22 protein-coding genes and 1 pseudogene are annotated in these 24,171 nt (G+C 34.0%); 13 read left to right on the top strand and 10 right to left on the bottom strand.

From position 1 onward, the window contains the following. Nucleotides 1-263 precede the first annotated feature (263 nt). The 5 genes from SB773_RS15130 to SB773_RS15110 all read right to left on the bottom strand — a co-directional run bounded on the left by SB773_RS15130 (nt 264) and on the right by SB773_RS15110 (nt 4,801). The gene (locus tag SB773_RS15130; protein ID WP_410590670.1) at nt 264-1,685 is read right to left on the bottom strand and encodes an oligosaccharide flippase family protein; all 1,422 of its coding nucleotides are present in this window, start codon (nt 1,683-1,685) and stop codon (nt 264-266) included. 93 nt (nt 1,686-1,778) lie between these two features. Further along, nucleotides 1,779-2,759, bottom strand: coding sequence for a glycosyltransferase family 2 protein (locus SB773_RS15125; protein ID WP_410590668.1), 981 nt, complete (start codon nt 2,757-2,759; stop codon nt 1,779-1,781). A 231-nt stretch (nt 2,760-2,990) separates the two neighbouring features. Continuing rightward, nucleotides 2,991-3,335 (bottom strand): DUF2304 domain-containing protein, encoded by a 345-nt coding sequence (locus SB773_RS15120; protein WP_002143937.1) that lies wholly within the window; start codon nt 3,333-3,335, stop codon nt 2,991-2,993. Between the two features lie 6 nt (nt 3,336-3,341). Next, a complete protein-coding gene (locus tag SB773_RS15115; RefSeq protein WP_000021472.1) occupies nt 3,342-4,070 on the bottom strand; it encodes a glycosyltransferase family 2 protein in 729 nt (242 codons plus the stop codon). 218 nt (nt 4,071-4,288) lie between these two features. Continuing rightward, entirely contained in the window at nt 4,289-4,801 is a 513-nt protein-coding gene (locus SB773_RS15110) for an acyl-CoA thioesterase (RefSeq protein WP_000412118.1), read from the bottom strand. Between the two features lie 366 nt (nt 4,802-5,167). Between SB773_RS15110 and SB773_RS15105 the strand changes: the two genes are divergently transcribed. Then, the gene (locus SB773_RS15105) at nt 5,168-6,481 is read left to right on the top strand and encodes an ArnT family glycosyltransferase (protein ID WP_410590665.1); all 1,314 of its coding nucleotides are present in this window, start codon (nt 5,168-5,170) and stop codon (nt 6,479-6,481) included. Between the two features lie 91 nt (nt 6,482-6,572). On the opposite strand, the gene SB773_RS15100 is transcribed toward SB773_RS15105, so the two are convergent. From SB773_RS15100 to SB773_RS15090, 3 genes and pseudogenes are all read right to left on the bottom strand, one after another. Then, the gene (locus SB773_RS15100) at nt 6,573-7,379 is read right to left on the bottom strand and encodes a methyl-accepting chemotaxis protein (RefSeq protein WP_410590764.1); all 807 of its coding nucleotides are present in this window, start codon (nt 7,377-7,379) and stop codon (nt 6,573-6,575) included. Next, nucleotides 7,377-7,754: pseudogene (locus tag SB773_RS15095) on the bottom strand (protoglobin family protein); the annotation flags it as partial. The gene SB773_RS15100 and the pseudogene SB773_RS15095, both read right to left, overlap by 3 nt. 241 nt (nt 7,755-7,995) lie before the next feature. Then, nucleotides 7,996-8,628, bottom strand: a complete 633-nt coding sequence (locus SB773_RS15090) for a trimeric intracellular cation channel family protein (protein WP_002016412.1) — start codon at nt 8,626-8,628, stop codon at nt 7,996-7,998. Nucleotides 8,629-9,123: 495 nt separating this feature from the next. Here SB773_RS15090 and SB773_RS15085 point away from each other — a divergent pair, with 495 nt between their 5' ends. The 8 genes from SB773_RS15085 to SB773_RS15050 all read left to right on the top strand — a co-directional run bounded on the left by SB773_RS15085 (nt 9,124) and on the right by SB773_RS15050 (nt 18,418). Beyond that, complete coding sequence (locus tag SB773_RS15085; protein ID WP_044438376.1) at nt 9,124-10,575, top strand: O-antigen ligase family protein; 1,452 nt, start codon at nt 9,124-9,126, stop codon at nt 10,573-10,575. Nucleotides 10,576-10,670: 95 nt separating this feature from the next. Then, nucleotides 10,671-11,780: a glycosyltransferase family 4 protein gene (locus SB773_RS15080; RefSeq protein ID WP_113733709.1), complete on the top strand. Its 1,110-nt coding sequence runs from the start codon at nt 10,671-10,673 to the stop codon at nt 11,778-11,780. Between the two features lie 21 nt (nt 11,781-11,801). After that, nucleotides 11,802-12,542: a WecB/TagA/CpsF family glycosyltransferase gene (locus tag SB773_RS15075; RefSeq protein ID WP_002016406.1), complete on the top strand. Its 741-nt coding sequence runs from the start codon at nt 11,802-11,804 to the stop codon at nt 12,540-12,542. Between the two features lie 154 nt (nt 12,543-12,696). Beyond that, nucleotides 12,697-13,896: an MFS transporter gene (locus SB773_RS15070; RefSeq protein WP_002016404.1), complete on the top strand. Its 1,200-nt coding sequence runs from the start codon at nt 12,697-12,699 to the stop codon at nt 13,894-13,896. Between the two features lie 208 nt (nt 13,897-14,104). Then, nucleotides 14,105-14,821: a LytR/AlgR family response regulator transcription factor gene (locus SB773_RS15065; RefSeq protein ID WP_410590661.1), complete on the top strand. Its 717-nt coding sequence runs from the start codon at nt 14,105-14,107 to the stop codon at nt 14,819-14,821. A gap of 122 nt (nt 14,822-14,943) precedes the next feature. Further along, entirely contained in the window at nt 14,944-17,019 is a 2,076-nt protein-coding gene (cstA, locus tag SB773_RS15060) for a carbon starvation protein CstA (protein WP_410590659.1), read from the top strand. Further along, nucleotides 17,012-17,215, top strand: coding sequence for a YbdD/YjiX family protein (locus SB773_RS15055; RefSeq protein WP_002184484.1), 204 nt, complete (start codon nt 17,012-17,014; stop codon nt 17,213-17,215). The genes cstA and SB773_RS15055 overlap by 8 nt, the downstream gene beginning before the upstream one ends. 147 nt (nt 17,216-17,362) lie before the next feature. Then, nucleotides 17,363-18,418 (top strand): diguanylate cyclase, encoded by a 1,056-nt coding sequence (locus SB773_RS15050; RefSeq protein WP_113733710.1) that lies wholly within the window; start codon nt 17,363-17,365, stop codon nt 18,416-18,418. A 111-nt stretch (nt 18,419-18,529) separates the two neighbouring features. Here the strand turns inward: SB773_RS15050 and pdxK are convergent, their stop codons facing one another. Further along, nucleotides 18,530-19,354, bottom strand: a complete 825-nt coding sequence (gene pdxK, locus SB773_RS15045; protein WP_002016397.1) for a pyridoxine/pyridoxal/pyridoxamine kinase — start codon at nt 19,352-19,354, stop codon at nt 18,530-18,532. A gap of 134 nt (nt 19,355-19,488) precedes the next feature. Here pdxK and SB773_RS15040 point away from each other — a divergent pair, with 134 nt between their 5' ends. The 3 genes from SB773_RS15040 to SB773_RS15030 all read left to right on the top strand — a co-directional run bounded on the left by SB773_RS15040 (nt 19,489) and on the right by SB773_RS15030 (nt 22,545). Beyond that, entirely contained in the window at nt 19,489-21,060 is a 1,572-nt protein-coding gene (locus SB773_RS15040; RefSeq protein ID WP_113733711.1) for a GAF domain-containing sensor histidine kinase, read from the top strand. Nucleotides 21,061-21,080: 20 nt separating this feature from the next. Then, complete coding sequence (locus SB773_RS15035; protein WP_002016393.1) at nt 21,081-21,728, top strand: response regulator; 648 nt, start codon at nt 21,081-21,083, stop codon at nt 21,726-21,728. Nucleotides 21,729-21,918: 190 nt separating this feature from the next. Then, entirely contained in the window at nt 21,919-22,545 is a 627-nt protein-coding gene (locus SB773_RS15030; RefSeq protein WP_410590655.1) for an FMN-dependent NADH-azoreductase, read from the top strand. Between the two features lie 58 nt (nt 22,546-22,603). Here the strand turns inward: SB773_RS15030 and SB773_RS15025 are convergent, their stop codons facing one another. Then, nucleotides 22,604-23,275 (bottom strand): transcriptional regulator YeiL, encoded by a 672-nt coding sequence (locus tag SB773_RS15025; protein ID WP_410590653.1) that lies wholly within the window; start codon nt 23,273-23,275, stop codon nt 22,604-22,606. Between the two features lie 107 nt (nt 23,276-23,382). On the opposite strand from SB773_RS15025, the gene SB773_RS15020 reads away from it, so the two are divergent. Then, nucleotides 23,383-24,078, top strand: coding sequence for a YjjG family noncanonical pyrimidine nucleotidase (locus SB773_RS15020; RefSeq protein ID WP_044438384.1), 696 nt, complete (start codon nt 23,383-23,385; stop codon nt 24,076-24,078). Nucleotides 24,079-24,171 lie beyond the last annotated feature (93 nt).

Raw genomic sequence — 24,171 nt, 5'->3', positions numbered from 1 at the left:
GAAATAGTACCTTGAATCATGATACTAAATTCTTGAGTATAATGCTATCCTTTCAAAATGTATATTTTTGCAAGATTAACATTGCATTGTTTCTGGGAAAATATAGAGTGTAATTGACAGATGTTTAATTACATTGTGGGATATGAAAAATGTCGTCGAGAAGAGCTGGTGTTATGAAGGAACAAAAGAAACGATTTTATATGTAGAGGGTAATAAATAAAAAGCCAAGTTCTTTTTCATAAAGATGAAAAAGAACTTGGCTTTTATGCTATTTTCTTACCTAGCTTTTTATTTACAAATCCTAAAATCAACCCGCGTATTTGTGGATCAATTGCAAGGCCAATAATACCGTACAATATACCAGTAAGTGTTAGAGCTAACAGTGGTGGTAAGTTAATTAATACTGTGCGGTATAGGGCGTAACTGATTATAAATGCTAGTGTATTAAATACAATCCCTTTGAATAGTAATGTAAATCCTTTACGAACGAATAAAGTAAATCCGATTAATAAAGTAACCTCAGTAATGATAGCAGCTACCGCAGCTCCCATCATTCCAAATTGGCTACCTAATACGATGTAACTTACGATAGCGACAGCTAATCCAATTCCCATCGTTGTCGCACGCTTCCACTGTTGACCAATAGTTGTTAAATTATCAGCAAGTGGATAGTTGATAGATTGTAAAATAACCATAAAGGCTAAAATTGCAAGAGCATCACCGGCTGGTGCATATTGTTCACCTAATAAAGTAACAATCCAAAAGCTTGGATCAGCGATAAATGGAATGGAGATTCCCATTCCTAAGAAAGACATAAGTTTTAATTCGAACTGTGATAGTTTTCTATGTTCATCAATATTCTTTTCATTTCCAAAAGCAAATAACTTTGGATAAAAGGCTGCTGCAATTACGCCCGGTATTTGATAAAGTACAGCAGGTATTTTCGATGCAGCGCCAAAGAATCCAACTTGCTCATATGTTGAGACTTTTTCTAATATAATAGGCCCTAACTGTGGTAAGAGCATAATGATAATGCCATTGATTGTGAAAATGAGCAATTGATCTAAAATGCCTTTATCCCAGCCCTTATGAACTGTTGTATGGCGAATTACCATTATAAAGGCGATAAGTCCTGTTACAAGACTAGATATCCCGTACATGGCAGCAACCATCATAAGTGACCATTTAAAGGACATTCCTAGTAGAAGAGCAGCTGCGGCTGTTACACCTTGTATTACAGAAATAATCGCTGTAAATTGCATGCGTTCTGTTACTTGGAAGTAAGCCATCCCAACACCTTGTAAAGTGGCTCCAAACATTGTCGGCAGTACAACCCAATATACCATCGCACGTAAGTAAGCATCAGGATAGAAGAACTGAGCGAAAATAGCGAAGAGCACAGAAATTACGATAGCTAATACTAAACGAATACGTAAATAACTACTAATTAGTACGCTAATGTTAGCGTTGCTTCTCGTTCCTTCACGCATAAATGTATGTGTCAAACCTGCATCTGTAAAATAACAAATAACAGCGGAAACTGCTAAAGCAGTTGTAAACATCCCATACTCCTTTGGTGAAACATATCTTGCAAAGAAAATGGTCGCAATAGCAAGTACAAATCGAACAGTAATATTTCCTACAAATAGGTAGGAGGCGTTTTTAAGGATTTTATTTGTTTTCATGGAACAAGACCTTTCTATTTTTCAGGACGCACTTCGTCCTATTTGTAAATTTGATTTGTTTACGGAAAGTATGTTTAAAAGCGTATTCTTTATTTAAGAAAACATAAACTTTATTCGTACAAACCAAAGCATTGCGTATAGCTTTTTGCTTCGTTTTCCATTTTTCGAATAAATTTTGCGACAATATTTATTTATATCGCCCTTGATTAATTGAACTTGTGATTTATCTAACTTAGAGCTTCCTTTAATGTATATACAAGCATTGTTAATGACTGTATATGGGAATAGATAAGTTTCAAGGATTTCAATAAGTTCTGTAGAATCATTCACGATTAAGTCTTTTGATTTATTATGAACCCAATCCTTCATTCGATTAAACACTTCTAATTCTTTTGCTGTTTTTAATTCATAATCTTTATACTTTGAAGAAAGATTTCCTTCGGATAAGATTCGATAATATGTTAAATATTCATCTACATAGCATACATTTGTAACGCTCATTAATTTAAATAGAAATTCTAAATCTTCTCCCCAGCTACACCCTGGTGTGAAACGAATATTATGATCCATCACGATAGATCTTTTGAAAATCCAAGTGCTCGTCTGAGCAACAACTTGATGCGTTAAGAAAGCTTTTGTCATATCACCTTTAATAAAGTTTGTCGTGTGCTCAACTTTTTCACCAGTCTCTTCGTAAAAGTTCATATAGCCACAATAACAAGCGTTCATGTTGTTTTTATGCATGCTTTCAACTTGTTTTTCGATTTTTGTTGGATGCCATAAATCATCACTATCAAGAAAAGCAACATATTCTCCGCTAGCATTTTCAATTCCTGTATTACGAGCAACTGAAACGCCTTGATTTTCTTGTGGGAAGTATTTTATTTGTCCGGGGTACTTTTGTACAAGGTTTTTTACGATGGAAGGTGATTGATCTTTGCTTCCATCATCTACAATTACAATTTCAATGTTTTTATATGTTTGATCTAGTATTGATTGCATCGTTTCTTCAATATATTTTTCCGTATTATACAGAGGTATGACAACGGAAACGAGTTGTTTTTGTTCCATCATAGAGTTTTTATCTCCTCAAATTTTTTATGTTTTGTACCATATATACAAGTCTTTTGAAAGGAAGAAGACTACAAGAACATCTGTATAAGTTTAACGCATATAAACTTTGTAAATCAACTTTCTATTGTGGTACCTCGTATAATTAGAAAGAAATAATTTGAAATGATAAAAGCTCCTGAATTTTTCAAGCAAAATTCAGGAGCTTTAGTATATTAGTATTTAGTTAGGAAGTTATTCCTTATCTGTTATCTTTAATTTTTGTTTTAATAATGCATAATCTTGCGTTAATGTTACAAGTTGATGGTGTAATTTGGAGATTTTTCTCGTCAGGTCAAAAATTAAGATAAAACAGAATAATAGTCCGAATAAGAATAAAATGGACGGAGGATATTCTACGTTTAATAGTTTTCCAATCCAATTTATAATTTTATCCGTAGAACTTAAAATAGCCATTGTAATACAAACGAAAATCCATAAAATAGCATATTTTGTTTCTAAAGTCCCACGACGAATGGAATTAATAATTGAGAAGAATAGTAATAAAATAAAGATGAATGAAAAGGTAATTATATGCATTCATTATCAACCTTTCACGATTTTTTGCATCAATATAGCAAGACTTACCTTAACCATGTAATATGCAGATTTAAGGGGAGTGATGGAAGATTGTCCACCTTGTCGCTCTTGCATATTTACAGATATTTCATTAATGCGGAGTTTTTTCTTTTTTAAATGAATAAGGACTTCTGGCTCCGGATAATCTTTTGGATAATTGTGTGCAAAAATCTTAATTACTTCTCGATTGATAGCACGATACCCAGAAGTTGGATCCATAAATGTTTGTTTTGTTAGTACTTTCAATAGAGCGGTAAAATAAAAAATACCGATTCTTCGGGAGATACTACCTTTATATGCTGTTTTTTCTGTAAAACGTGAACCAAGCACCATATCGCATTGATCCTCGGCAATAGGCTGTATGATTTTGTATAAATCATCAGGATTATGTTGTCCATCAGCATCGAACTGAATCGCAATATCATATCCGTTCTCATAAGCGTATTTATATCCAGTTTGTACAGCTGAACCGATACCTAGATTGTATGGTAAATTAACAAGATGAACAGGGAAATCTTTTACGATTTGAGCTGTTTTATCTTTTGATCCATCATTAATAACGCAAATGCTTAATGCTGTAAAATGCTGTTTTAGTTCTAATAATCTTGTTAATGTATCTGCAATTGCTTCTTCCTCGTTATACGCTGGAATAATAATTAACGTTTTTGGTATTGAAATTGGTACCTCAATAGACATTACCGCACCATCCCTTATATACTTAATCATATTATGGTTATTTTTAAACGAACATTATTTAATATACCATTAATAGCATAACAAAATAAAGGAAAAGCTGATGGGTGATTTTAGGAAACAGGCATCGAATAAAAATGCTAAGGCGTAATACTTTATTATAATAAAAAATACATGCAAGGAAGAAAAAACCTGTGCATGTATAAGATAAAATCCTAATGTTACATATTCCAAGGCTTACTTAAAGTTAACACTTCAGCCATTTCTTTACTTTTTAAACGTCCTTTTTTTCTATTTTCTGCACGCTCTGAACCAGTTGTATGTAGCCAATGTTCTTCCTCTGTTTCAGGAATTACTTGTGGTACAGATGAAGGTTTTCCGTCTTTTAATGCGACAAATGTAATGAAACACGTTGCGGCCATTCTACGCTCGCCTGCTAGTAGATCCTCTGCAATTACTTTTACGAAAACTTCCATTGAAGATTTTCCTGTATAACATACGAATGCTTCATAACAAACAGAATCTGCTTGGTGAATTGGAGTTAAAAAATCAACGGAATCGATAGATGCTGTTACGCAATGTTTGCGGCTGTGTCTCGCAGCTGCAATTGAAGCTATACTATCAATTTCTGCTAATAATTTCCCCCCGAAAAGTGTTTGGTGATTATTTAAATCGTTAGGAAAAACACGTGTTGTTTTAATTGCTTTTGATTCTCGCATGAATTTCTTTTCCATATATTCATCCCCTATTTTCTGTTTTCAATCAGAGTGACATGTGTAAGTGGAGTACCCATATTAGATATTTAATGAAGTAAAGTGTTCCAAAAGAGGATTATCCCACTATTTGCGGGCTAATAGTCAGTGGGGGATGAACAAAACCCCCGTGGATTAAAGTTTCACTTTATTGAAATTTCTGTATTTGTATTCATGTAACTGAAAGAAAATTTATCATATATAAAATGTAGTGTAAAAGAGGATTCGCTTACATTGCAAGTGAAAAAGTAATGACTATGTATTTGTCATAGAAATTCCCTATTAACCTTGTGCTTATTCATGATAGAATCGTTTTGTTATGAATGGGAATAGAGGTGCAATGGACATATGAATCATATAAGAACAAATTTTTCGTCTTTCTTCAGTAAAATAATGATTGGTGCGATGCTCGCATTTTTTGTCTATAGTTGTTGGTCGGCTTTTGAAACAAGTAAGCAATTTTTTGGAGGAAGTACAACAAGTATAACAATTGTATTAGTGATTTTTGTTATTCTTATTTTGTTAGTAGCATCAATTTTGCAATATCGTTTTACAGATAAACAATTTCTTGTTTTTCTTATAAGCATATCTATAGTTGTAAGACTTATCACAGTTCTATTTGTAGATGTTCCAATGATAGGTGATATGAAGGCTATGTATGAGTCTGCAAAGCAGATTGCAATTGGCAATAATATAGAAAATATAGCACAGTTACCTTTTATTATTTATGAATCGATCATCATTCGCATATTTGGTGATACGGTATTCGCTTTACAATTATTTAATATTTTATTTTGTACAGGAACTGCATTTTTCATTTATCGCATTGCTTCAATGGTCTTTGGAGAAGAGTGTGGTCGTATTGCATCAATGTTTTACGCTTTATATATTCCAAATATATTTATGAGTTCTGTATTAACGGCGGAATCACTCGCAATATTTTTATTTTATTGTGCTTGTTACATATTTTTATATAAGGGATTAGACCATCCTTATATATGGGTAATTTCAGCCATTTTATTTGCGCTTAGCAATATGATTTTCCCAATGGGGTTATTTTTACCTATTTTTATAGTTGTATATGTGCTGTTAATTGAATTATTTCAATCAGCAACGAAACAAAAAATACTATTAAAAATGATGGGAATACTTATTCTGTTTTATAGTACTCATTTTGGTGTGAGCTATGGTATCAAGATGATGGGAATGTCACAGTATACGATTTCTAATCAGACTTATGTTCAATCTGTTTTAATTGGAAAAAGTCAAAATGAAGAAAAAACATCCAAAAATAAAAGTGTAAAAGAGCACATTGATCAAGAGTTAAAAGAAATGGAAGTAGAAAGATTTAAACTGTTAAAACCAGTTATTAACCAGCTTTCAGACGAGGGAATAAATTCTATTATTTTTAAATGTGAAAAGCTTATATATATAGTGGTGACATTATTTATGGCCATAGCTTTATTACATTTTCTAATTAAGAAACAGCAAAATGAAGGATATATGTTGTTTGTATTATTAATTACCGGATACGTGTCGTTAAGGCTCTTCCGAGTAGATATGGCATATTATAATATTATTATGCCAGCTTTGTTTATTTTACAAAGCTTTGGTGTTTATATGAGTTATTTTTATTGCCAAAAAATATTTTTCAGAAAATAAAAGAATCCATTTTGGATTCTTTTTTGGTAGATGGATGATAAGGATGAATGCAAAGCGGAGATGACGAATCTCCACTTTGTATCGATTCATCTTATCGGTTTAGTTCTAGTTGTAAATTATCCGCTGTTAAGGCCATTGTTGAGGAATCGTCTTGAATACTCTTCATTACTTGTGAGATAGTCTCTAATTCATTTTCAATTTTTTTATTTTGTTCTTTAGAGTTAGACATATCTTTTACGATTTCTTGGAAATATTGATCTGTCGCATGCATACTATCTGTCCCTTCAGATACGAGAGAGCTTATTTGTTCCACGGAAGAAGAGACGTGTATAATTTGTTCATTAGTTTTTTCAACGAGTTTTGTAACGTTGGAAATTGATTCTTTCGTTTGCTCTGATAACTTTCGGATTTCTCCCGCTACGACTGAAAAACCTTTACCAAATTCGCCAGCACGTGCAGATTCAATAGCAGCATTTAATGCTAGTAAATTTGTTTGCTCGGCGATTGATTTTACAATATCAATGATTTCGTTAATTTTGTTAGAAATATCAAGAAGTTCATGAGTATCAGTAATGATAGTTTCCATATTCGTTTGGATGCTTTCCATTCGTTTGTTTTGCAGATTTAATTGTTCTTTTCCTTTATTGGCCTTTTCTTCTGATGTCGTAGCTAATGATGTACCTGTTTTTGCAATTCCTACGATACTTTCTGATTTAGATGTTAACTGTTGAATAGAAGAGCTTGTTTTTTCAGATACTGCCGCTAGTTCTGTTGCAATATGTGTAATCGTCATAGTTGTCAGTTCTTTTTCTTTTTCATGTTCTTTTTGGATTCTCTCATATTCGGATTCATAAGATGCAATAACAAGTTCTTGTTCTAATGTGAATAATTTATTTATTACGTTTATAGAATAAGAAAAATCGTCTATCGTTGAAATTTTCGTTTGCAAAATCTTTATGACGGAGCGGAATAATTCTTGATAAGCAGCGGTATACCATTTTCTATGTAAACCAATTTGTACGTGCCTTTTTGCAATTCTAACACGTTGTTCAATAAAATCTTCATTCATATTCCCGCTGAACAATTCTTTAATATGTGTCTTTAAAGTTTGTTTTAATTTGGGAATAGAGCTGTAGCGTTCAATAACAGCAATTAAATTAGGTTGTTTTGTGATGTTGGTGTAGAATTTTTCTGTTATCCAATCTATTTCCTCATAAATAAATGGCTGTAATACTTTAACAATTTGTAAATCTTCCTTTGAAATATGTAGCATATCCATTTGAGTTTTTAGTTCAGAATTAGCAGGCACGTTAAATATGATTTGTTGGCCTTTGCTTAATTCAATTATACTGGTGTTTGTTTTATTTTTTTTAAAAACCCCAAGCATCATTCTTCCCCCTGTTTATAAAGCGTTTTCATTTTTTTATTCTAATGTAATTATATATTTTTATATACAATTACTCTATAGTATATGGAATTGTATATAAATTAAGAGAATTCTATGTAGAATTCTCTTAATGGCCTTTATTAATTTTTGCATGTGTTTTAAAGAAAACTGGGAAATGTACATTATATATTACGGTGACTACACGAATAACGAATGTTATTAATAAACAGACATAGAAAGCTAATATGTGTGCCCCCATTGCATGTGTAATTAAGAAACTAACTGCTCCTAGAATAGAAGCAATTGCATATATCTCTTTTCGGAATACATACGGGATATCTTGAGCGCAAATGTCACGTAAAATACCGCCCCCAATACCTGTAATAACTCCCATTGAAACGACTAAAAACGAGGCGTCAACGTGATGTGACATTGCTGCATTTGCACCAATAGCTGTAAATACCCCTAAACCAACAGCATCAGAAAGCATAATAACAACTTGAAGTTTATTAATGCGCTCAAAAAACATACATGTGAATAATGCTGATAGTACACTTACGAAAAAGTAAATGGGTTTTACAAATGCGACAGGAGGCAGGTTACCAATCATAATATCACGAATAATACCGCCGCCGAGCGCAGTAGCTACAGCTAAACAAAGGACACCAAATAAATCTAGATCTTTTTTTAAACCAACTAATGTACCAGAAATGGCAGCGGCGATAATGCCAAGAAACGTAAATATATCGATTAATAACATGGCTTTAATTCCTTCCTCTTAAAGATGTTCCAGAGAAAAAATATACACTAAAGTTTTGGAAATAACAATTACTTTTCGCTACATGTAGAAAAATGGATGAAATAGCTAAAGAAAGCGTTTGAAAATGCTTGATAAGTAGCAATAAAGTAAAGCGAAAAAGTGTGGAAAGATTAATAGTATAGTTTTTTGATGTAGCTTAGTTGGAGGGATGGTACAATAAGATAAGTCCGTTTTGTACATTTGTATAAAATGATAAAAAAATATTTTTGTACGGTCGAAAATAAGTGCATATGTGTTAGATAGTTTTTATAGGGACAGGGAAGGATAGCTAAAGGACAATGTTTTCGGTTACTAATAATGCTGGATTTGACTAGTTTCGGCATGAAAAATAGTTCTCAATTTAAATATGAGTTATGTTATAATTGCTGGGTGTGTTTAAACAGTAGAAAACTATGATTAAAAGATAATGTAAAGATTTTGTATGGAGGTCTTGGAATGTTAGCAAATCAAGCTAGGGTTAGATTTGAGCATTTTTTGCTCTTTTTTATTATTTTACAGCCTGTTTTAGATTTATTAACGTCTCTTAGCATCGTTTTATTAAAGTCAAATGCCACTGTTGGAATTTTGGTAAGATTTCTTATTATGGCTGTTGGTGGTATTTACATTTTAATTCAGGCAAAAGAGAAGGAAAATAGGAAGTTTTTAATTTACTTAATATTATTAGCAGTAGTTTTAGGGATAGGGTTTATTAATAATAAACTAGTTAAGAATCCTATTGTACTTAGTGAAGAAGTTAAGTTTGTTGCGAAGGCATTATATATATATATCATGCTAGGATCATACATTTTAGCTTTAAAATCATTGAAAAAGAAAGTAAATATTAGTGACAAAGTCAGAAATAGTATTGTGTATTCAACATTAATCATTAACGCTATTATGGTTATTTCTATTTCGACATCTACAGACTTTGGTAGTTATCAATGGATGAAGGTTGGTTCCCGAGGATGGTTCTATGCAGGTAATGAACTAGGGTCAATCTTAGCTATTATTTTCCCTATTGTGGTACTATATTCTATTCAAAAAACAAAGAGCGTGAAACACGTTTTATATTGGATTCCATCGCTTTTAATGATTTACTCGTTAATTCAAGTTGGTACGAAAGTAGGGATGGGCTCAATTGGTGCTACGTTAGCAGCAGCAATCGGGATTATCGTACTACAATTATTATTTGATAGAAGAAATCCAAACAAAAGGTCTCTTGTACTTAATGGATTAATTGCTATTATCCTATTAGCTGGTGTTGTTGGAACGTTTAAAATGACGCCATTAGCACAAAATATGGGTATTCATAACAACTATTTATCAGAACAAAATGTAGCGCAGCAAGATCAAAAAGAAAAAGAAATTAAAGAGAAAATTAAAAAAGAAGAAAAACAACATAAAGTTGAGAAACCAGAAGAAAAGGCGAAGGTAGAAGCGGAAGTTAAGAAAGAGCTTGAGAAAGAGCAAAAGAAAGAAAATCAAGAAAATCTTATTTTCAGTGGACGTCAAGTATATGAAGAGAGACATAAGCAGTTCTTTAAAGAAGCGCCAATGTCACAAAAATTATTTGGAATGGGTTACGCAGGTAACTTTAAGTATAATGAACAAAAAGAGCCAGATCCGAAGTTAATTGAAATGGACTTCCATGATTGGTTTTATGATTTCGGAATTATTGGTTTTGCGTTAATGATGATTCCATTTATTTATTACGGCTTAAGAATCTTAATAGCATTTGTTACAAGATTTAAGGAAATATTCAATGTGAAATATGGAATGATTTCAGCAAGCTTAGTATTAGCACTAGGTATTGCGTATATTGCAGGACATATTTTGACAGCACCAGGAGTCGGGATTTACTTTGTAGTGGTGTTAGCTTGTCTAATTGTAGATTTAGAAATTGAATGATAAAAATAAAAGCTAACTTTTGTTAGCTTTTATTTTTTAGTACAGTAAAATAAAGATAGATGGAAATGTAGCGAGGATTTAAAGGAGGAAAAAATATGAGGATATTGCATATGAATGCAGGGGCAGAAGATGGTGGAGGAAAAACACATATTATTTCACTGCTCGATCAGTTTCCGGATGGTGAAGTAGAATTAGCAGTATTTGAAGATGGAATTGTTGCGAAAGAAGCAAGAGAGCTAGGAATAAAAGTTCATGTGTTTTCACAAAAATCTCGCTATGATTTATCCATTTTAAAGAACATAAGTGAATTCATTAATAAAGAAAAATTTGATGTAGTTCATACACACGGTCCTAGGGCGAATTTCTTTGTTTCTCTAATGAAGAAGAAATTCGCGGCAAAATGGGTTACGACAATTCATAGTGATCCATTTCAAGACTTTACTAAACAAGGCTTAAAAGGCTGGATCTTTACTAAATTAAATTTGAAAGCTTTAAAAAATATAGATTTATTTTTTGTTGTAACGAATAGGTTGAAAAAAAGCTTAGCCGCATTAGGTATTTCAAATGAAAAGATGCATGTTATCTATAACGGGATTGAATATGATCAGGAAAAAGCAGATGGCTATAATAAAAAGGAAATGTTTAATATTGATGAAGATGTGTTTACGGCAATCCAAGTAGCGCGTTTGCATCCTGTTAAAGGACATGAAGTTTTATTCGATGCGTTACAACAAACAAAATTGGAGAAAATTAAAGTGTTATTAGTTGGTGACGGGCCGTTAGAAAGAGAACTAAAGGCGTTAGCTACTGAAAAAGGGATTAATGATAAAGTTGAATTTTTAGGGCATCGTCAAGATGTGAAACAATTATTTGCTTCATCACATGTCAATTTGTTAACTTCCCATAGCGAAGGATTTCCATTAGTTTTATTAGAAGCGGCAAATCAACGTGTACCATCAATTGTGACTAGAGCTGGAGAAATCGAACCGTTAATTGCAGATGAAACTTATGGGTGGATTGTACCAACTGGTGATGGAAAAGCATTGGCATCGGCATTAGAAGAGGCGTATGATAAGTGGAAAACTGGAGAGTTATCAGTAATGGGCAAGCATATTTATGAGCATGCTACTATGAACTTCTCACTTCAAAAATTATATGAAGATACGAAAGAAACATATAAGCAATTAATAGCGAAAAACTTTTAATGATAGAGAGGATAGTTAAATATGGCAGTACAAACGGTTGATATTCTAGGTGTTCCTTTCTCTACAATGACAATGGATGAAACGGTCCAATATTTAAAGGAACAACTAGAATTGGAGCAAACTCATACTTTTCAGGTAGTAACAGCAAATCCTGAAATTGTTATGTGTGCAAAAAAGGATGAAGAGTTCCATAAAACATTACTAAATACCGATTTAATTACACCTGATGGTATTGGGGTTGTAAAAGCAAGTGGTATGCTTGGTACACCTGTAAAAGAACGTGTAGCAGGTTTTGATTTAATGTGTAATTTATTTGCGAAGTTATCAGAAGAGAATAAACCAGTATCTGTTTTCTTATTAGGTGCAAAACCACATGTTGTACAAGCCGCGGCTGATCATTTAACGAAGACATATTCGGCTGCATCTATCGTGGGGATACAAGATGGATATTTTAAACAAGAAGAAGAAGAGAATATTGTTTCACGTATTCAAGAGGCAAAACCAGATCTATTACTTGTTGCACTTGGCTTTCCAAGACAAGAAAACTTTATCCAAAACAATAAGCATCGTTTAGAAACGAAAATGGCTGTTGGAGTAGGCGGTAGTTTAGATGTGTGGGCTGGAGAGGTAAAGCGTGCGCCAAAATGGATTCAATCTATTCATTTAGAGTGGTTTTACAGATTATGTAGTAATCCAACACGTTGGCGTCGTCAGTTAGTATTAGCTGAATTTTTAAAAGAAGTAATGCGTTCAAAAAAGTAGCGGAACATCGCTACTTTTTTTTATTTGTTTATTTTTGATAAACATTTTACTTTTTGGGAATGATGAAGGAGAATTTTTATAAGAAAGTATTTTACTTATGCAATACACACATGTAAAATGATGTGTAAAGACACCTGTGTAAGGAGGACTTCTTGTGAGCAAGGTAAAAGAAATTTCGAAGCGAAAGCTACTTGGTATAGCAGGGCTTGGCTGGCTATTTGATGCAATGGATGTTGGAATGCTTTCATTTGTAATCGTAGCACTCCAAAAAGATTGGGGATTAAGTACTCAAGAAATGGGTTGGATAGGTAGCGTTAATTCAATTGGTATGGCAGTAGGAGCGCTCCTTTTTGGGATACTATCAGATAAAATAGGACGGAAATCGGTCTTTATTATTACATTATTACTATTTTCTATCGGTAGTGGTTTAACTGCTTTAACGACGACATTCGCGATGTTCCTCGTTTTACGCTTTTTAATTGGTATGGGACTTGGCGGGGAACTTCCAGTTGCATCTACTCTTGTATCAGAAAGTGTTGAAGCGCACGAACGTGGAAAAATAGTTGTACTATTAGAAAGCTTTTGGGCTGGTGGTTGGTTAATCGCAGCTCTTATCTCATATTTTGTTATTCCTAAATACGGTTGGGAAGTTGCTATGGTATTAAGTGCAGTTCCAGCGTTATATGCTTTATATTTAAGATGGAATTTACCCGATTCTCCAAGATTCCAAAAGGTTGCCAAAAGGCCATCTGTTATTGAAAATATAAAATCGGTTTGGTCTGGAGAATATCGTAAAGCAACAATTATGTTATGGATTCTATGGTTTTGTGTGGTCTTTTCCTATTATGGAATGTTCCTTTGGTTACCTAGTGTAATGGTACTGAAAGGCTTTAGTTTAATAAAAAGTTTTCAGTACGTACTCATTATGACTTTAGCTCAACTTCCAGGATATTTCACAGCTGCATGGTTTATTGAACGTCTTGGTCGTAAATTTGTATTGGTTACGTATTTAATTGGTACAGCATGTAGTGCTTATGTGTTCGGAATTGCGGATTCATTAACAGCATTAATAGTGGCGGGTATGTTACTATCCTTCTTTAATTTAGGTGCTTGGGGTGCATTATACGCTTATACACCGGAACAGTATCCAACAACTATTCGCGGTACAGGTGCAGGAATGGCAGCTGCATTTGGGCGTATTGGTGGTATTCTTGGACCACTATTAGTAGGGTATTTAGTTGCTTCACAAGCTTCACTATCGCTAATATTTACGATTTTCTGTGGATCAATTTTAATTGGGGCACTTGCTGTAGTTATACTTGGCCAAGAAACGAAACAGAGGGAATTAGTATAAAGAGAAACCTTAATCAGTGGTGTTTTGTCCATCAACCACTGATTATTAGCCCGCATCAATCGGGATAAAAGAAAAGGGGAACCAAAGTGGTTTCCTTTTTTCTGTTTTTTTAGATAAATAATGGTATAGTAAGAAAAAGGGAATATTTCTTACTAAAGCGAATGTATACAACAAGACATATGGACAAAGGAATTAGGTGGCTGGATAAATGAAAATCTTACTTATCATGGAAGAAACAGAAGAGCGAAGAAAATTAGTTGAGAACTTTACTGAAAACATTCGAAATGTAGAATGTTTTGAAGCGAAAACTGGAACAGAATCTTTGCTAATAATGAAAAAACATACACCTGATTTTGTTTTTTTAAATTCGCAATTAATGGATGGTACTGGTTTTGAATATTCGAGTTTGTTACGAGAAGTGAATTGTTATACGAAATTTATTTTTATTGGTGAGGATATAGAAGAGGCAATTACAGCTTTTCGTTTCCAAGCGTTTTATTATTTATTACGACCATTTCGTGAAGAAGATTTACAATTCATTTTATATAAAATAGGAAAAGAACAAGGTGAGAAAGCAAAGAGTCATCTGCGTAAACTGCCGATAGAAGGCCATGAGGGGATTAGATATATTCTCCCGGAGGATATTGTATATATTAGTAAAAATAAGGAAAATAAAACCGTTTCAATTTATACAACGAATAATCAGCATATTTCAACATACACACTCCAGGAATTAGAAAATAAACTAAATGCATATGATTTTTTACGTGTACATAAAAGCTATTTAATTAATATGTCATATGTACAAGAACTTAAACCTTATTATAATGGCACGTATAATTTGCATTTAGACAGGTACGATGAGCAACCGATTCCAGTAAGCCGTAATTATGTAAAACGGCTTCGAAATAAAATTGAACTATGACAAGTAATGAGAGAATTTTAACATAATAGCCTAGAAATCCTTCATGATAAGGAGGATTCAAATTAAATATTCAGAAAATTTAGTACAATCTCCTCTAAGAAGTAGTAATGGGGGGATTGTACGTGAAAACATTGAAATCAATTTTACTTTGGGGAGTTATTGCAGCAGTAGGAGCATCTGCTTTTGGTGTAATAGCTTTATCACAAGGTGAGACAATTAATGCTGTATGGCTATTAGTTGCTGCTGTATCAGTGTATGCGATTGCTTATCGCTTTTATAGTAGATTTATAGCAAGGAAAGTTTTTGGCCTAGATAATAATAGGCAAACGCCTGCTCATACGTTAAATGATGGGAAGGATTATGTTCCAACAAATAAATGGGTTTTATTCGGACATCACTTCGCTGCGATTGCAGGGGCAGGTCCTTTAGTAGGACCAATTTTGGCGGCGCAGATGGGGTATTTACCTGGGACTATTTGGATTATTGTTGGGGTAGTTATTGCCGGAGCTGTACAAGATTTTGTAATTTTATTTGCTTCAATGAGACGTAATGGTAAATCATTAGGAGAAATGATTAAAGATGAAATTGGTCCTGTTACAGGATTAATTGCGATGATTGGTATTTTAGGTATTATGATAATTTTATTAGCAGTATTAGCTTTAGTAGTTGTGAAGGCACTTGTTGGAAGCCCATGGGGAATGTTTACAATCGCAGCAACAATTCCAATTGCTATTTTAATGGGAGTTTACATGCGTTACATTAGACCAGGGCGAGTAGGGGAAGGATCAGTAATCGGTATTGTTCTACTAGTCCTATCGCTTATTGGTGGACAGTATGTAGCAGAAAATCCAACACTTGCAAGTATGTTTACTTTTAGTGGTGAAACAATTGCTATTATGCTTATCGTATATGGATTCATTGCATCGGCATTACCAGTTTGGATGCTCCTTGCACCACGTGATTATTTAAGTACATTTTTAAAAATAGGAACGATACTTGGATTAGCAATTGGTATTTTAATTGTAGCTCCAGATTTGAAGATGCCGGCAGTATCTAAGTTTATTGATGGAACAGGTCCTGTTTTCTCCGGGAACTTATTTCCGTTCTTATTTATTACAATAGCTTGCGGTGCTGTCTCTGGATTCCACGCTCTCGTTTCATCAGGTACGACGCCGAAAATGATTGAGCAAGAAGGTCATGCACAGCCAGTTGGTTATGGGGCAATGTTAATGGAATCATTTGTAGCAGCGATGGCTATGATTGCAGCTTGTGTATTAACACCAGGAACTTATTTTGCAATTAATAGTCCAGCAGCACTGATCGGAACAGATGTATCACAAGCGGTTCAAGTTATTTCTTCGTGGGGATTTGCTATTACACCGAATGAATTAAAAGAACTTGCTGTTAACGTCGGAGAACAGACCATTTTATCACGTACAGGTGGCGCACCAACATTAGCAATTGGTATGGCACATATATTTTCACAAGTAATAGGTGGAACGGCGATGATGGCATTTTGGTACCATTTTGCCATTCTTTTTGAAGCACTATTTATTTTAACAACGATTGATGCTGGAACACGTGTAGGACGATTTATGATTCAAGATATTTTAGGGCATGTGTACAAGCCGTTTGCGAAAACAGATTCCACAATAGCGAATGTGGTTGCTACAACGTTATGCGTACTAGGCTGGGGGTACTTCTTATATCAAGGGGTGGTTGACCCTCTCGGTGGAATTAATACGCTATGGCCACTTTTCGGTATTGCAAATCAAATGTTAGCGGGGATTGCATTATTACTTGGAACGACAATTTTATTCAAAATGGGGAAAAAGGCATACGTTTGGGTAACGCTTATTCCGACTATAGGATTACTTATTGTAACGATGACAGCTGGTTATCAAAAGTTGTTTCATGAAAATCCTAAAATAGGATTTCTATCACATGCGAAAGTATTTCAGGGAGCATTAGATGATGGTAAGGTATTAGCTCCAGCTAAAAATGTTGCGCAAATGAAACAAATTATTTTTAATGACTATATTGATGCGGCACTTTGTGGAATTTTTATGATAGTTGTAATTGCTGTATTAATTTCTGCACTTCGAATTTGGATTCAAGTATTAAGAAATAAGCCAATGCCGTTAAAAGAGGCACCATATATTCCAAAAGATGAAAGTGAGTCGAGGAACTATGCTTAAAAATTTACGGAACGTATGGGGAAAGAGAAAGCAATTTATTAGTTTACTTGTCGGAGTTCCAAGTTATGAAACGTATGTAAATCACATGAAATTACATCATCCAGAAGAGAAAATTCTATGTCAAAAGCAATTTTTTGCTGAGGCACAAGAAGCTAGATTTAATGCAAAAGGCGGAAAGATATCGCGATGTTGTTAATGGAGGAGACGAAATTTCGTCTCCTTTTTTGTTTTACTGTTCCACGTGGAACAGTAAAACAAAAAAGATTGGGAATTATAGGGATTACGTAATACAATAGCATATAGAAAGGGATAGATGGAAAAGAAAAAGTAGGGAGATTATTTTATGTTCAGAGATCTATTTGTAAATATGACAATTATTCTGTCCTTTATCTTTGTGGGTGCTCAGCTTTTAAGAGATAAGCCATTAAAAGAAGGATTCTCTTTTTGGCAGAAATGTTTGGTCGGTATTTCAACTGGAATATTGAGTATATTGTTGATGCATTTTGGTGTGCATATTGAAGATATTATGTTGGATTTACGTTATTTAGCTGTTGTTTTGGCAATTATAATTGGTGGCCCAATAGCTAGTATTATAACTGTTATGATTATTTTAATAACGCGGGTATTTTTTACTGAGTATTCTTTAGCCTCTGAATTGGCTTGCTATACTATCGTGGCAATAGGGATTGGCATTACTCTCATTTGGCGGATGAAGATTTCTATATTTACAAAATGGATATGGTTTAATGTGTACAGTTTGTCTATTTTAATACTACCACTTTATATTTTATTTAAGGATATATATGTAGTGGTATTATATTTAATTTGTTGTATTGTAGCGGCATACATCACATTTGTAAGTGCAAGTTACATATTGCAATCCAATGAATTATTTCAAACGATGAAGCATTATGCAACGATAGATGCATTAACGAATCTAGGAAATGTAAGACAGTTTGATTTTGAGATGAATCGTCATATTGATAGTAAGCATATGAAAAATGATTCACTTTGTTTATTACTTATCGATATTGATCACTTTAAGTATGTAAATGATACGTACGGTCATCCTGCTGGAGATGAAGTGTTAAAACAACTAGGGCGTATTTTGTTAGAGAATGCACCATTCCCAAATTTAGTCTTTCGAAAGGGTGGCGAAGAGTTTGCTCTGTTGTTACCAAAAAAGAGAGTAGCATTTGGAACTCGTATAGGGGAACAAATTCGGCTAGCAGTTGAAAAGCATTCATTTCAACTGCAAAATGGGGAAAAAATTAAAATTACAGTTTCTGTTGGGCTTTCAGAATATAAAAAATCGCCTGAGCAATTTATTCAATCAGCGGATGATGCGTTATATTATTCAAAAAGAAATGGTAGAAACAAGGTTAGTTCAGCATCATAGGAATTCGGGGAGTACTTTAAAAGATTTCTGTAAAGTAATTAAAACCCACAGAACAATAAATGTTCTGTGGGTTTTAATCTATTTTTAAATTTATTAATAAAAAGCGTTATGTTAGACAAGTTCTTTCGGTGCAACGAATTTGCGGTATGCACCGTGATGTGTTGGTCCTACATATTCGTTAATCTTAAATGAATGACGAATTGCAGCTGTGATGAATTCTTTCGCAGTTTTTACTGCTTCTTTCACCGTTTTTCCTTTTGCAAGTTCTGCTGTAATTGCAGCAGAATATGTACAACCTGCACCGTGTGTATTTGTCGTATCAATCTTTTCTGATTCTAGAAGATCGAATGTTTCGCCGTCATATAACACATCAATAGCAGTTTCTGTGCCTAGTTTGCTACCACCTTTAATCAGTACGTATTTAGCGCCTAAAGCATGGATTTTTTTTGCAGCTTCTTTCATGTCCTCAAGAGAATTAATTTTCACACCACTTAATTGATATGCTTCAAATAAGTTTGGCGTTACGACTAATGCCTTTGGAACAAGAACGTCACGTAAGCAGTCATTTGTTTCAGGATGTAACGCTTCATCCGCTCCTTTACATACCATAACAGGATCAACTACTACATTTTCGAAATTGTGCTTTTCAATTGTTTCCGCAACCATTTCGATAATTTCTACTGATCCAAGCATACCCGTTTTTAAAGCATCTACGCCAACGCCTTCAATTGTCGTTTCTAATTGTGGTTTTAATGTAGAAGCTGGGATTGGGAATACGTTATGTGCCCAACCGTTATGTGGATCCATCGTTACGATTGTCGTAAGAGATGTCATTCCGTATACACCAAGTTCTTGGAATGTTTTTAAATCTGCTTGTATACCAGCACCGCCACTTGTGTCAGAACCAGCGATAGTAAGTGCCTTATTCAATGTCATTATGAAAGCCCCCTCAAGTGATATAATGAAAACTATGTTTTCACCATTATATCAATGTTACGAATAAGTACAAAGTGAAAAGTAGATGATTTATGTTAAGTACTATTTAAAATCTTGTATGTAGGAGACGAATTATGTTTCAAGAGAATCGTACAAATGAATTAGTTATATTAAAAGAGATTGCAGAAACGTTGAATACCTCAAATGATACATATCACGTACTTCAAGCTGTGCTGGAAAAGCTGTTGAATGTAACTGGTTTAACGACAGGATGGATTTTCCTTGCGGATGAAAATGGTAGATATACAAAATTAATTGATTACCAATTACCAGAGGGATTGAAATTCGAAAATAAACGACCGATGTGTGAGGGGAATTGCTGGTGCTTACACCGCTTTGTGGAAGGAAAACTAGAGCGAGCAGTTAATATTATTGAATGTAAGAGAATTAATAATGCGATTGAATACAACTGGGGAGATACAGAAGGGATTGTACATCATGCGACAGTACCGCTAAAAGCGGGAGAAGATGAATTTGGCGTGTTAAATGTAGCTAGCCCAGGTAAAACGCATTTTTCGGAAGAAGAATTAGTACTATTACAATCAGTTGCCTTTCAAATTGGAACGGCATTAAAGCGTACAAAACTGTATGAAAATGAAAAGAGAAGAGCTCATTATTATGTAAAGTTAGAACGCTTTATTCAAGCTTTAAGGACAATTCATAAATTTAATGCATTACCAGAAGAGATTGTAATGCAAATAGGGAGCTTATTTCTATGGGAGCAAGTTGTATTCTTTATTAGAGAAGAAAATGAACTAGCTGTGAGAGCTTCTTATAAGAAAGGTGAACTACAAGATGATTTGAGGGCAGTAGCACAGGAAGCGTTGGAAAAAGAAGAGTCTGTCTTATCGAAGCGTCAGGTTGGTAATATAGAGCATCCCAATAGGACAGTTATCGCTATTCCGATACATATTCAAGATCATATATTTGGAGTATTAAGTGTAAGTTCTAATAATGGAGAATTTGATATAAATACGATAGATGTAGTACAAGCGTTAGCAAATCATATTTCATTAATGATAGAGAACTTAAGATTAAATGAAAAACGCCGCGAACTTGTACGAATGGAAGAGCGTAATCGTTTAGCTAGAGATTTACATGATTCTGTTTCACAAAAGTTGTTTTCATTAACGTTTATGACGAAAGGCGCTGAAGCTGTCTTAAAGGGTCAAAATGAAAAGGTAGATCAGTCTTTGTATGAGATGCGTGAATTAGCACAAGGTGCCTTAAAAGAAATGAGGACATTAATTTGGCAGCTCCGTCCGGCTGGATTAGAGAAAGGGTTATTACCAGCTTTAAAGCAATATGGTGAAAGTTTAGGATTGAAAATCCGGGAACAAGTTACAGGTGTACGTGATTTGCCGCGTGTAGTAGAAGAAGCGCTATGGCGAATTGGACAAGAAGCTTTAAATAACGTAAGTAAGCATGCGGATGTAAGAGAAGCGACGATTTATTTCAAAGTGACGGAGAAAAATGTATCATTAGAAATAGTCGATCAAGGAAATGGGTTTGTAGAAAAGGATATAAAAGAGAAGAAATCACTCGGTATGACTACGATGCGTGAAAGAGTAGAATTAGTTGGTGGAACAATTAAAATTGTAAGTAGTAAGAAACGAACGAGTATAAAAGTAAATGTACCATTATGATGTGAAAATGAGGGAAGTTTGTGAAAATAAAAGTATTGTTAGTTGATGATCATACAGTTGTTTTAAAAGGATTAGCATTTTTTCTAAGCACACAGGAAGATTTTGAATTAGTTGGTGAAGCAAATAATGGGAAAGAGGCGCTAGTGAAAGTAGGCGAAACGAGTCCAGATGTCGTATTAATGGATTTATATATGCCTGAGATGGATGGAATTGAGGCAACAGCTTGTATTAAAAAAGAATATCCAAACGTGAAAGTAATTGTATTGACTAGTTTTTCTGATCAAGCTCATGTATTGCCGGCACTAAAAGCTGGGGCGAGCGGTTATATTTTAAAAGATATCGAACCAGATCAGCTTGTTGAAGCTATTCGAAGCGCGTATAAAGGTAATATTCAATTACATCCAGATATAGCAAATGCCCTTCTTTCTCAAACATTACCACAGGAAGAGAAAGAAGAAGAACCTTCCGTTCAAGTGGATGTATTAACAGCGAGAGAAAATGAAGTATTGCAGTTATTGGCGAAAGGGATGAGTAATAAAGAAATTGCTTCTGTTTTAGTTATTACAGAAAAAACGGTAAAAGCTCATATGAGTAGTATTTTGAGTAAGTTACATTTATCCGATCGCACACAAGCAGCATTATATGCAGTGAAAAATGGAATTGTATAAGACAAAAGTCGTAAGACCTAGTTCGCCTTTAGAAGGTGGACTTTTTTTATGGAAAAATACGTCTATGTGAGGACGTAATTGTCTTGATATAAAGATAAAATGTATTTGTAAGCAACAATAATTATAAGGGAGTACCCTTTTTCGTAAGTGATATATAACAACATAAGAGTGAGTAGTAGGAGGAAAAACAATGGCAACAGTTTTATTTGTAAAAGCAAACAACCGCCCAGCGGAACAAGCAGTTAGTGTGAAATTATACGAGGCATTTTTAGCAAACTATAAAGAAGCGCATCCAAATGATACAGTGGTAGAACTTGATTTATATAAAGAAGAATTACCATATGTAGGCGTAGATATGATTAATGGTACATTCAAAGCAGGTAGAGGATTTGATTTAACAGAAGAAGAAGCAAAAGTGGTAGCAGTTGCTGATAAGTATTTAAATCAATTTCTAGAAGCTGATAAAGTAGTTTTCGGTTTCCCATTATGGAACTTAACGATTCCAGCCGTATTACACACGTATATTGATTATTTAAACCGTGCTGGTAAAACGTTTAAATATACATCAGAAGGTCCAGTTGGGCTTATTGGAGATAAGAAGATTGCGTTATTAAATGCACGTGGCGGCGTATATTCTGAAGGACCAGCAGCTGAAATGGAAATGGCTGTAAAATATGTAGCAAGCATGATGGGCTTCTTCGGCGCAACAAACATGGAAACGGTAATTATCGAGGGACATAACCAATTCCCAGATAAAGCAGAAGAAATCATTACTGCAGGTCTTGAAGAAGCAGCTAAAGTAGCAAGCAAATTTTAATTAAAATTATAATCGCCACTCAAAAAAACAGCATTAACTTTTATGTTAATGCTGTTTTTTATATTTTTAGCTCGTCAGCAAGTTTTTCTAATTGATTTCGATCTTGTATATAATATGTTCGGCCTTCTTTTTTTAAATAGTTTTGCTGGCAAAACTGGTTTAATACATATAAAAGATGGCGGTAACTGACGTTTAAGTATTCTGAGGCCTCAGTATGTTTTTCGGTATAGCAATTATTTTGTTCCGTTAATAGAATGAACGCAGCTAATCGGTTTTCAAATGGATAACTATAGTTTTTGGCGTAATTTTCTGTTCGGGTAATTGTTTTTTCTCCAATAAATTTGCATAGTTTCTGTAGAAAGGTATCATCTTGCAATAAAAGATGCTGACAATCTTTAAGAGGAAGCGCTAAGCAAATACAATCTTCAATCACCTCAACCGCTTTCGTAACAGATTCTACGCCAATTAATCCTAATTCCCCAATGAATGAAGGTGCTTGAATAAAATTAATTAAAGAGACTTTCCCATTTTTATGGCTCATATATATTTTTGCTTTCCCGGAAATTAAGTAATAGAGATAAGGGAGGTCGACTCCCTCCTTACATATCATCTCTTTCTTTTGAAAAGAATGTAGTTCTACATATGGTAAGACATGAAAGGAAAAAAGAGTATGGAATTGATGAATTTGCATGTGTTGATAAATTTCTTTCTCATTTTTACTGATTTTCATATTTTCACCCCTGTTTGTAGTATGAGATATCTCCTATTATTTTTACAAGGAAGAATGATACGATTTATGTAAATTTGTTTTTGTAGAAAAGAGAGTGTGAGGGGTTTATGAAAAAATATAAAACATTGCTATTTGATGTAGATGATACATTGTTAGATTTTCAGAAGGCGGAGAAAGTGGCGTTACGTATGCTCTTTGAAGAGAAAGGGATTCCTTTAACTAGCGAGGTTGAAGCGCAGTATAAAAAAATTAATAAAAGCCTTTGGGATGCTTTTGAAGAAGGTGAAATAAACCGTGATGAAGTCGTAAATACACGATTTTCGATTTTGTTTAAAGAGTACGGGGAAGAAGTAGATGGGATATTATTCGAAAATAATTATCGTAGCTACTTAGAAGAAGGAAACCAACTCATGCAAGGTGCATTTGAATTTATAAATCAAATTCAAAATGAGTATGATTTATATATAGTGACAAACGGTATTTCTAAGACGCAAGATAAACGTTTACGTAATGCAGGATTACATTCATTGTTTAAAGATATTTTTGTTTCTGAAGATACGGGATTCCAAAAGCCGATGGAAGAGTATTTTGATTATGTTTTTGAAAGGATTCCTAATTTCGCTTTTGAAGAAGGGCTCATTATTGGGGATTCGTTAAGTGCCGATATTAAAGGTGGATATGTAGCGGGAATTGATACTTGTTGGTTTAATTCAGAAAAGAAACCAAATAATAGCGAGATTGTGCCAACATATGAAGTGCATAGTTTTGAAGCGTTATACGCGCTATTAAAGCAGCATGTGTAATAAAGTGAAACTTTAATCAGTGTGGATTTTGGCCATCCCCCACTGATTATTAGCCTTCACCAATCGGGCAGTTATCTCCCACCCAACTCCCTC

Origin of the sequence: Bacillus sp. SIMBA_074, assembly GCF_046534555.1 — a bacterium.
In the GTDB taxonomy this organism is placed as follows: Bacteria; Bacillota; Bacilli; order Bacillales; family Bacillaceae_G; genus Bacillus_A; species Bacillus_A mycoides.
The sequence above is the reverse complement of the archived record's forward strand: the minus strand, read 5'-3'. Positions and strand labels throughout refer to the sequence as shown.

Coding starts and splice junctions, on each gene's coding strand:
- SB773_RS15115 (WP_000021472.1), bottom strand. CDS start 4,070: ATGTCTATTGAGGTACCAATTTCAATACCAAAAACGTTAATTATTATT.
- SB773_RS15090 (WP_002016412.1), bottom strand. CDS start 8,628: ATGTTATTAATCGATATATTTACGTTTCTTGGCATTATCGCCGCTGCC.
- SB773_RS15105 (WP_410590665.1), top strand. CDS start 5,168: ATGAATCATATAAGAACAAATTTTTCGTCTTTCTTCAGTAAAATAATG.
- SB773_RS15055 (WP_002184484.1), top strand. CDS start 17,012: ATGCTTAAAAATTTACGGAACGTATGGGGAAAGAGAAAGCAATTTATT.
- SB773_RS15030 (WP_410590655.1), top strand. CDS start 21,919: ATGGCAACAGTTTTATTTGTAAAAGCAAACAACCGCCCAGCGGAACAA.
- SB773_RS15075 (WP_002016406.1), top strand. CDS start 11,802: ATGGCAGTACAAACGGTTGATATTCTAGGTGTTCCTTTCTCTACAATG.
- pdxK (WP_002016397.1), bottom strand. CDS start 19,354: ATGACATTGAATAAGGCACTTACTATCGCTGGTTCTGACACAAGTGGC.
- SB773_RS15025 (WP_410590653.1), bottom strand. CDS start 23,275: ATGAAAATCAGTAAAAATGAGAAAGAAATTTATCAACACATGCAAATT.
- SB773_RS15050 (WP_113733710.1), top strand. CDS start 17,363: ATGTTCAGAGATCTATTTGTAAATATGACAATTATTCTGTCCTTTATC.
- SB773_RS15040 (WP_113733711.1), top strand. CDS start 19,489: ATGTTTCAAGAGAATCGTACAAATGAATTAGTTATATTAAAAGAGATT.
- SB773_RS15080 (WP_113733709.1), top strand. CDS start 10,671: ATGAGGATATTGCATATGAATGCAGGGGCAGAAGATGGTGGAGGAAAA.
- SB773_RS15085 (WP_044438376.1), top strand. CDS start 9,124: ATGTTAGCAAATCAAGCTAGGGTTAGATTTGAGCATTTTTTGCTCTTT.
- SB773_RS15130 (WP_410590670.1), bottom strand. CDS start 1,685: ATGAAAACAAATAAAATCCTTAAAAACGCCTCCTACCTATTTGTAGGA.
- SB773_RS15110 (WP_000412118.1), bottom strand. CDS start 4,801: ATGGAAAAGAAATTCATGCGAGAATCAAAAGCAATTAAAACAACACGT.
- SB773_RS15125 (WP_410590668.1), bottom strand. CDS start 2,759: ATGATGGAACAAAAACAACTCGTTTCCGTTGTCATACCTCTGTATAAT.
- SB773_RS15020 (WP_044438384.1), top strand. CDS start 23,383: ATGAAAAAATATAAAACATTGCTATTTGATGTAGATGATACATTGTTA.
- SB773_RS15120 (WP_002143937.1), bottom strand. CDS start 3,335: ATGCATATAATTACCTTTTCATTCATCTTTATTTTATTACTATTCTTC.
- SB773_RS15065 (WP_410590661.1), top strand. CDS start 14,105: ATGAAAATCTTACTTATCATGGAAGAAACAGAAGAGCGAAGAAAATTA.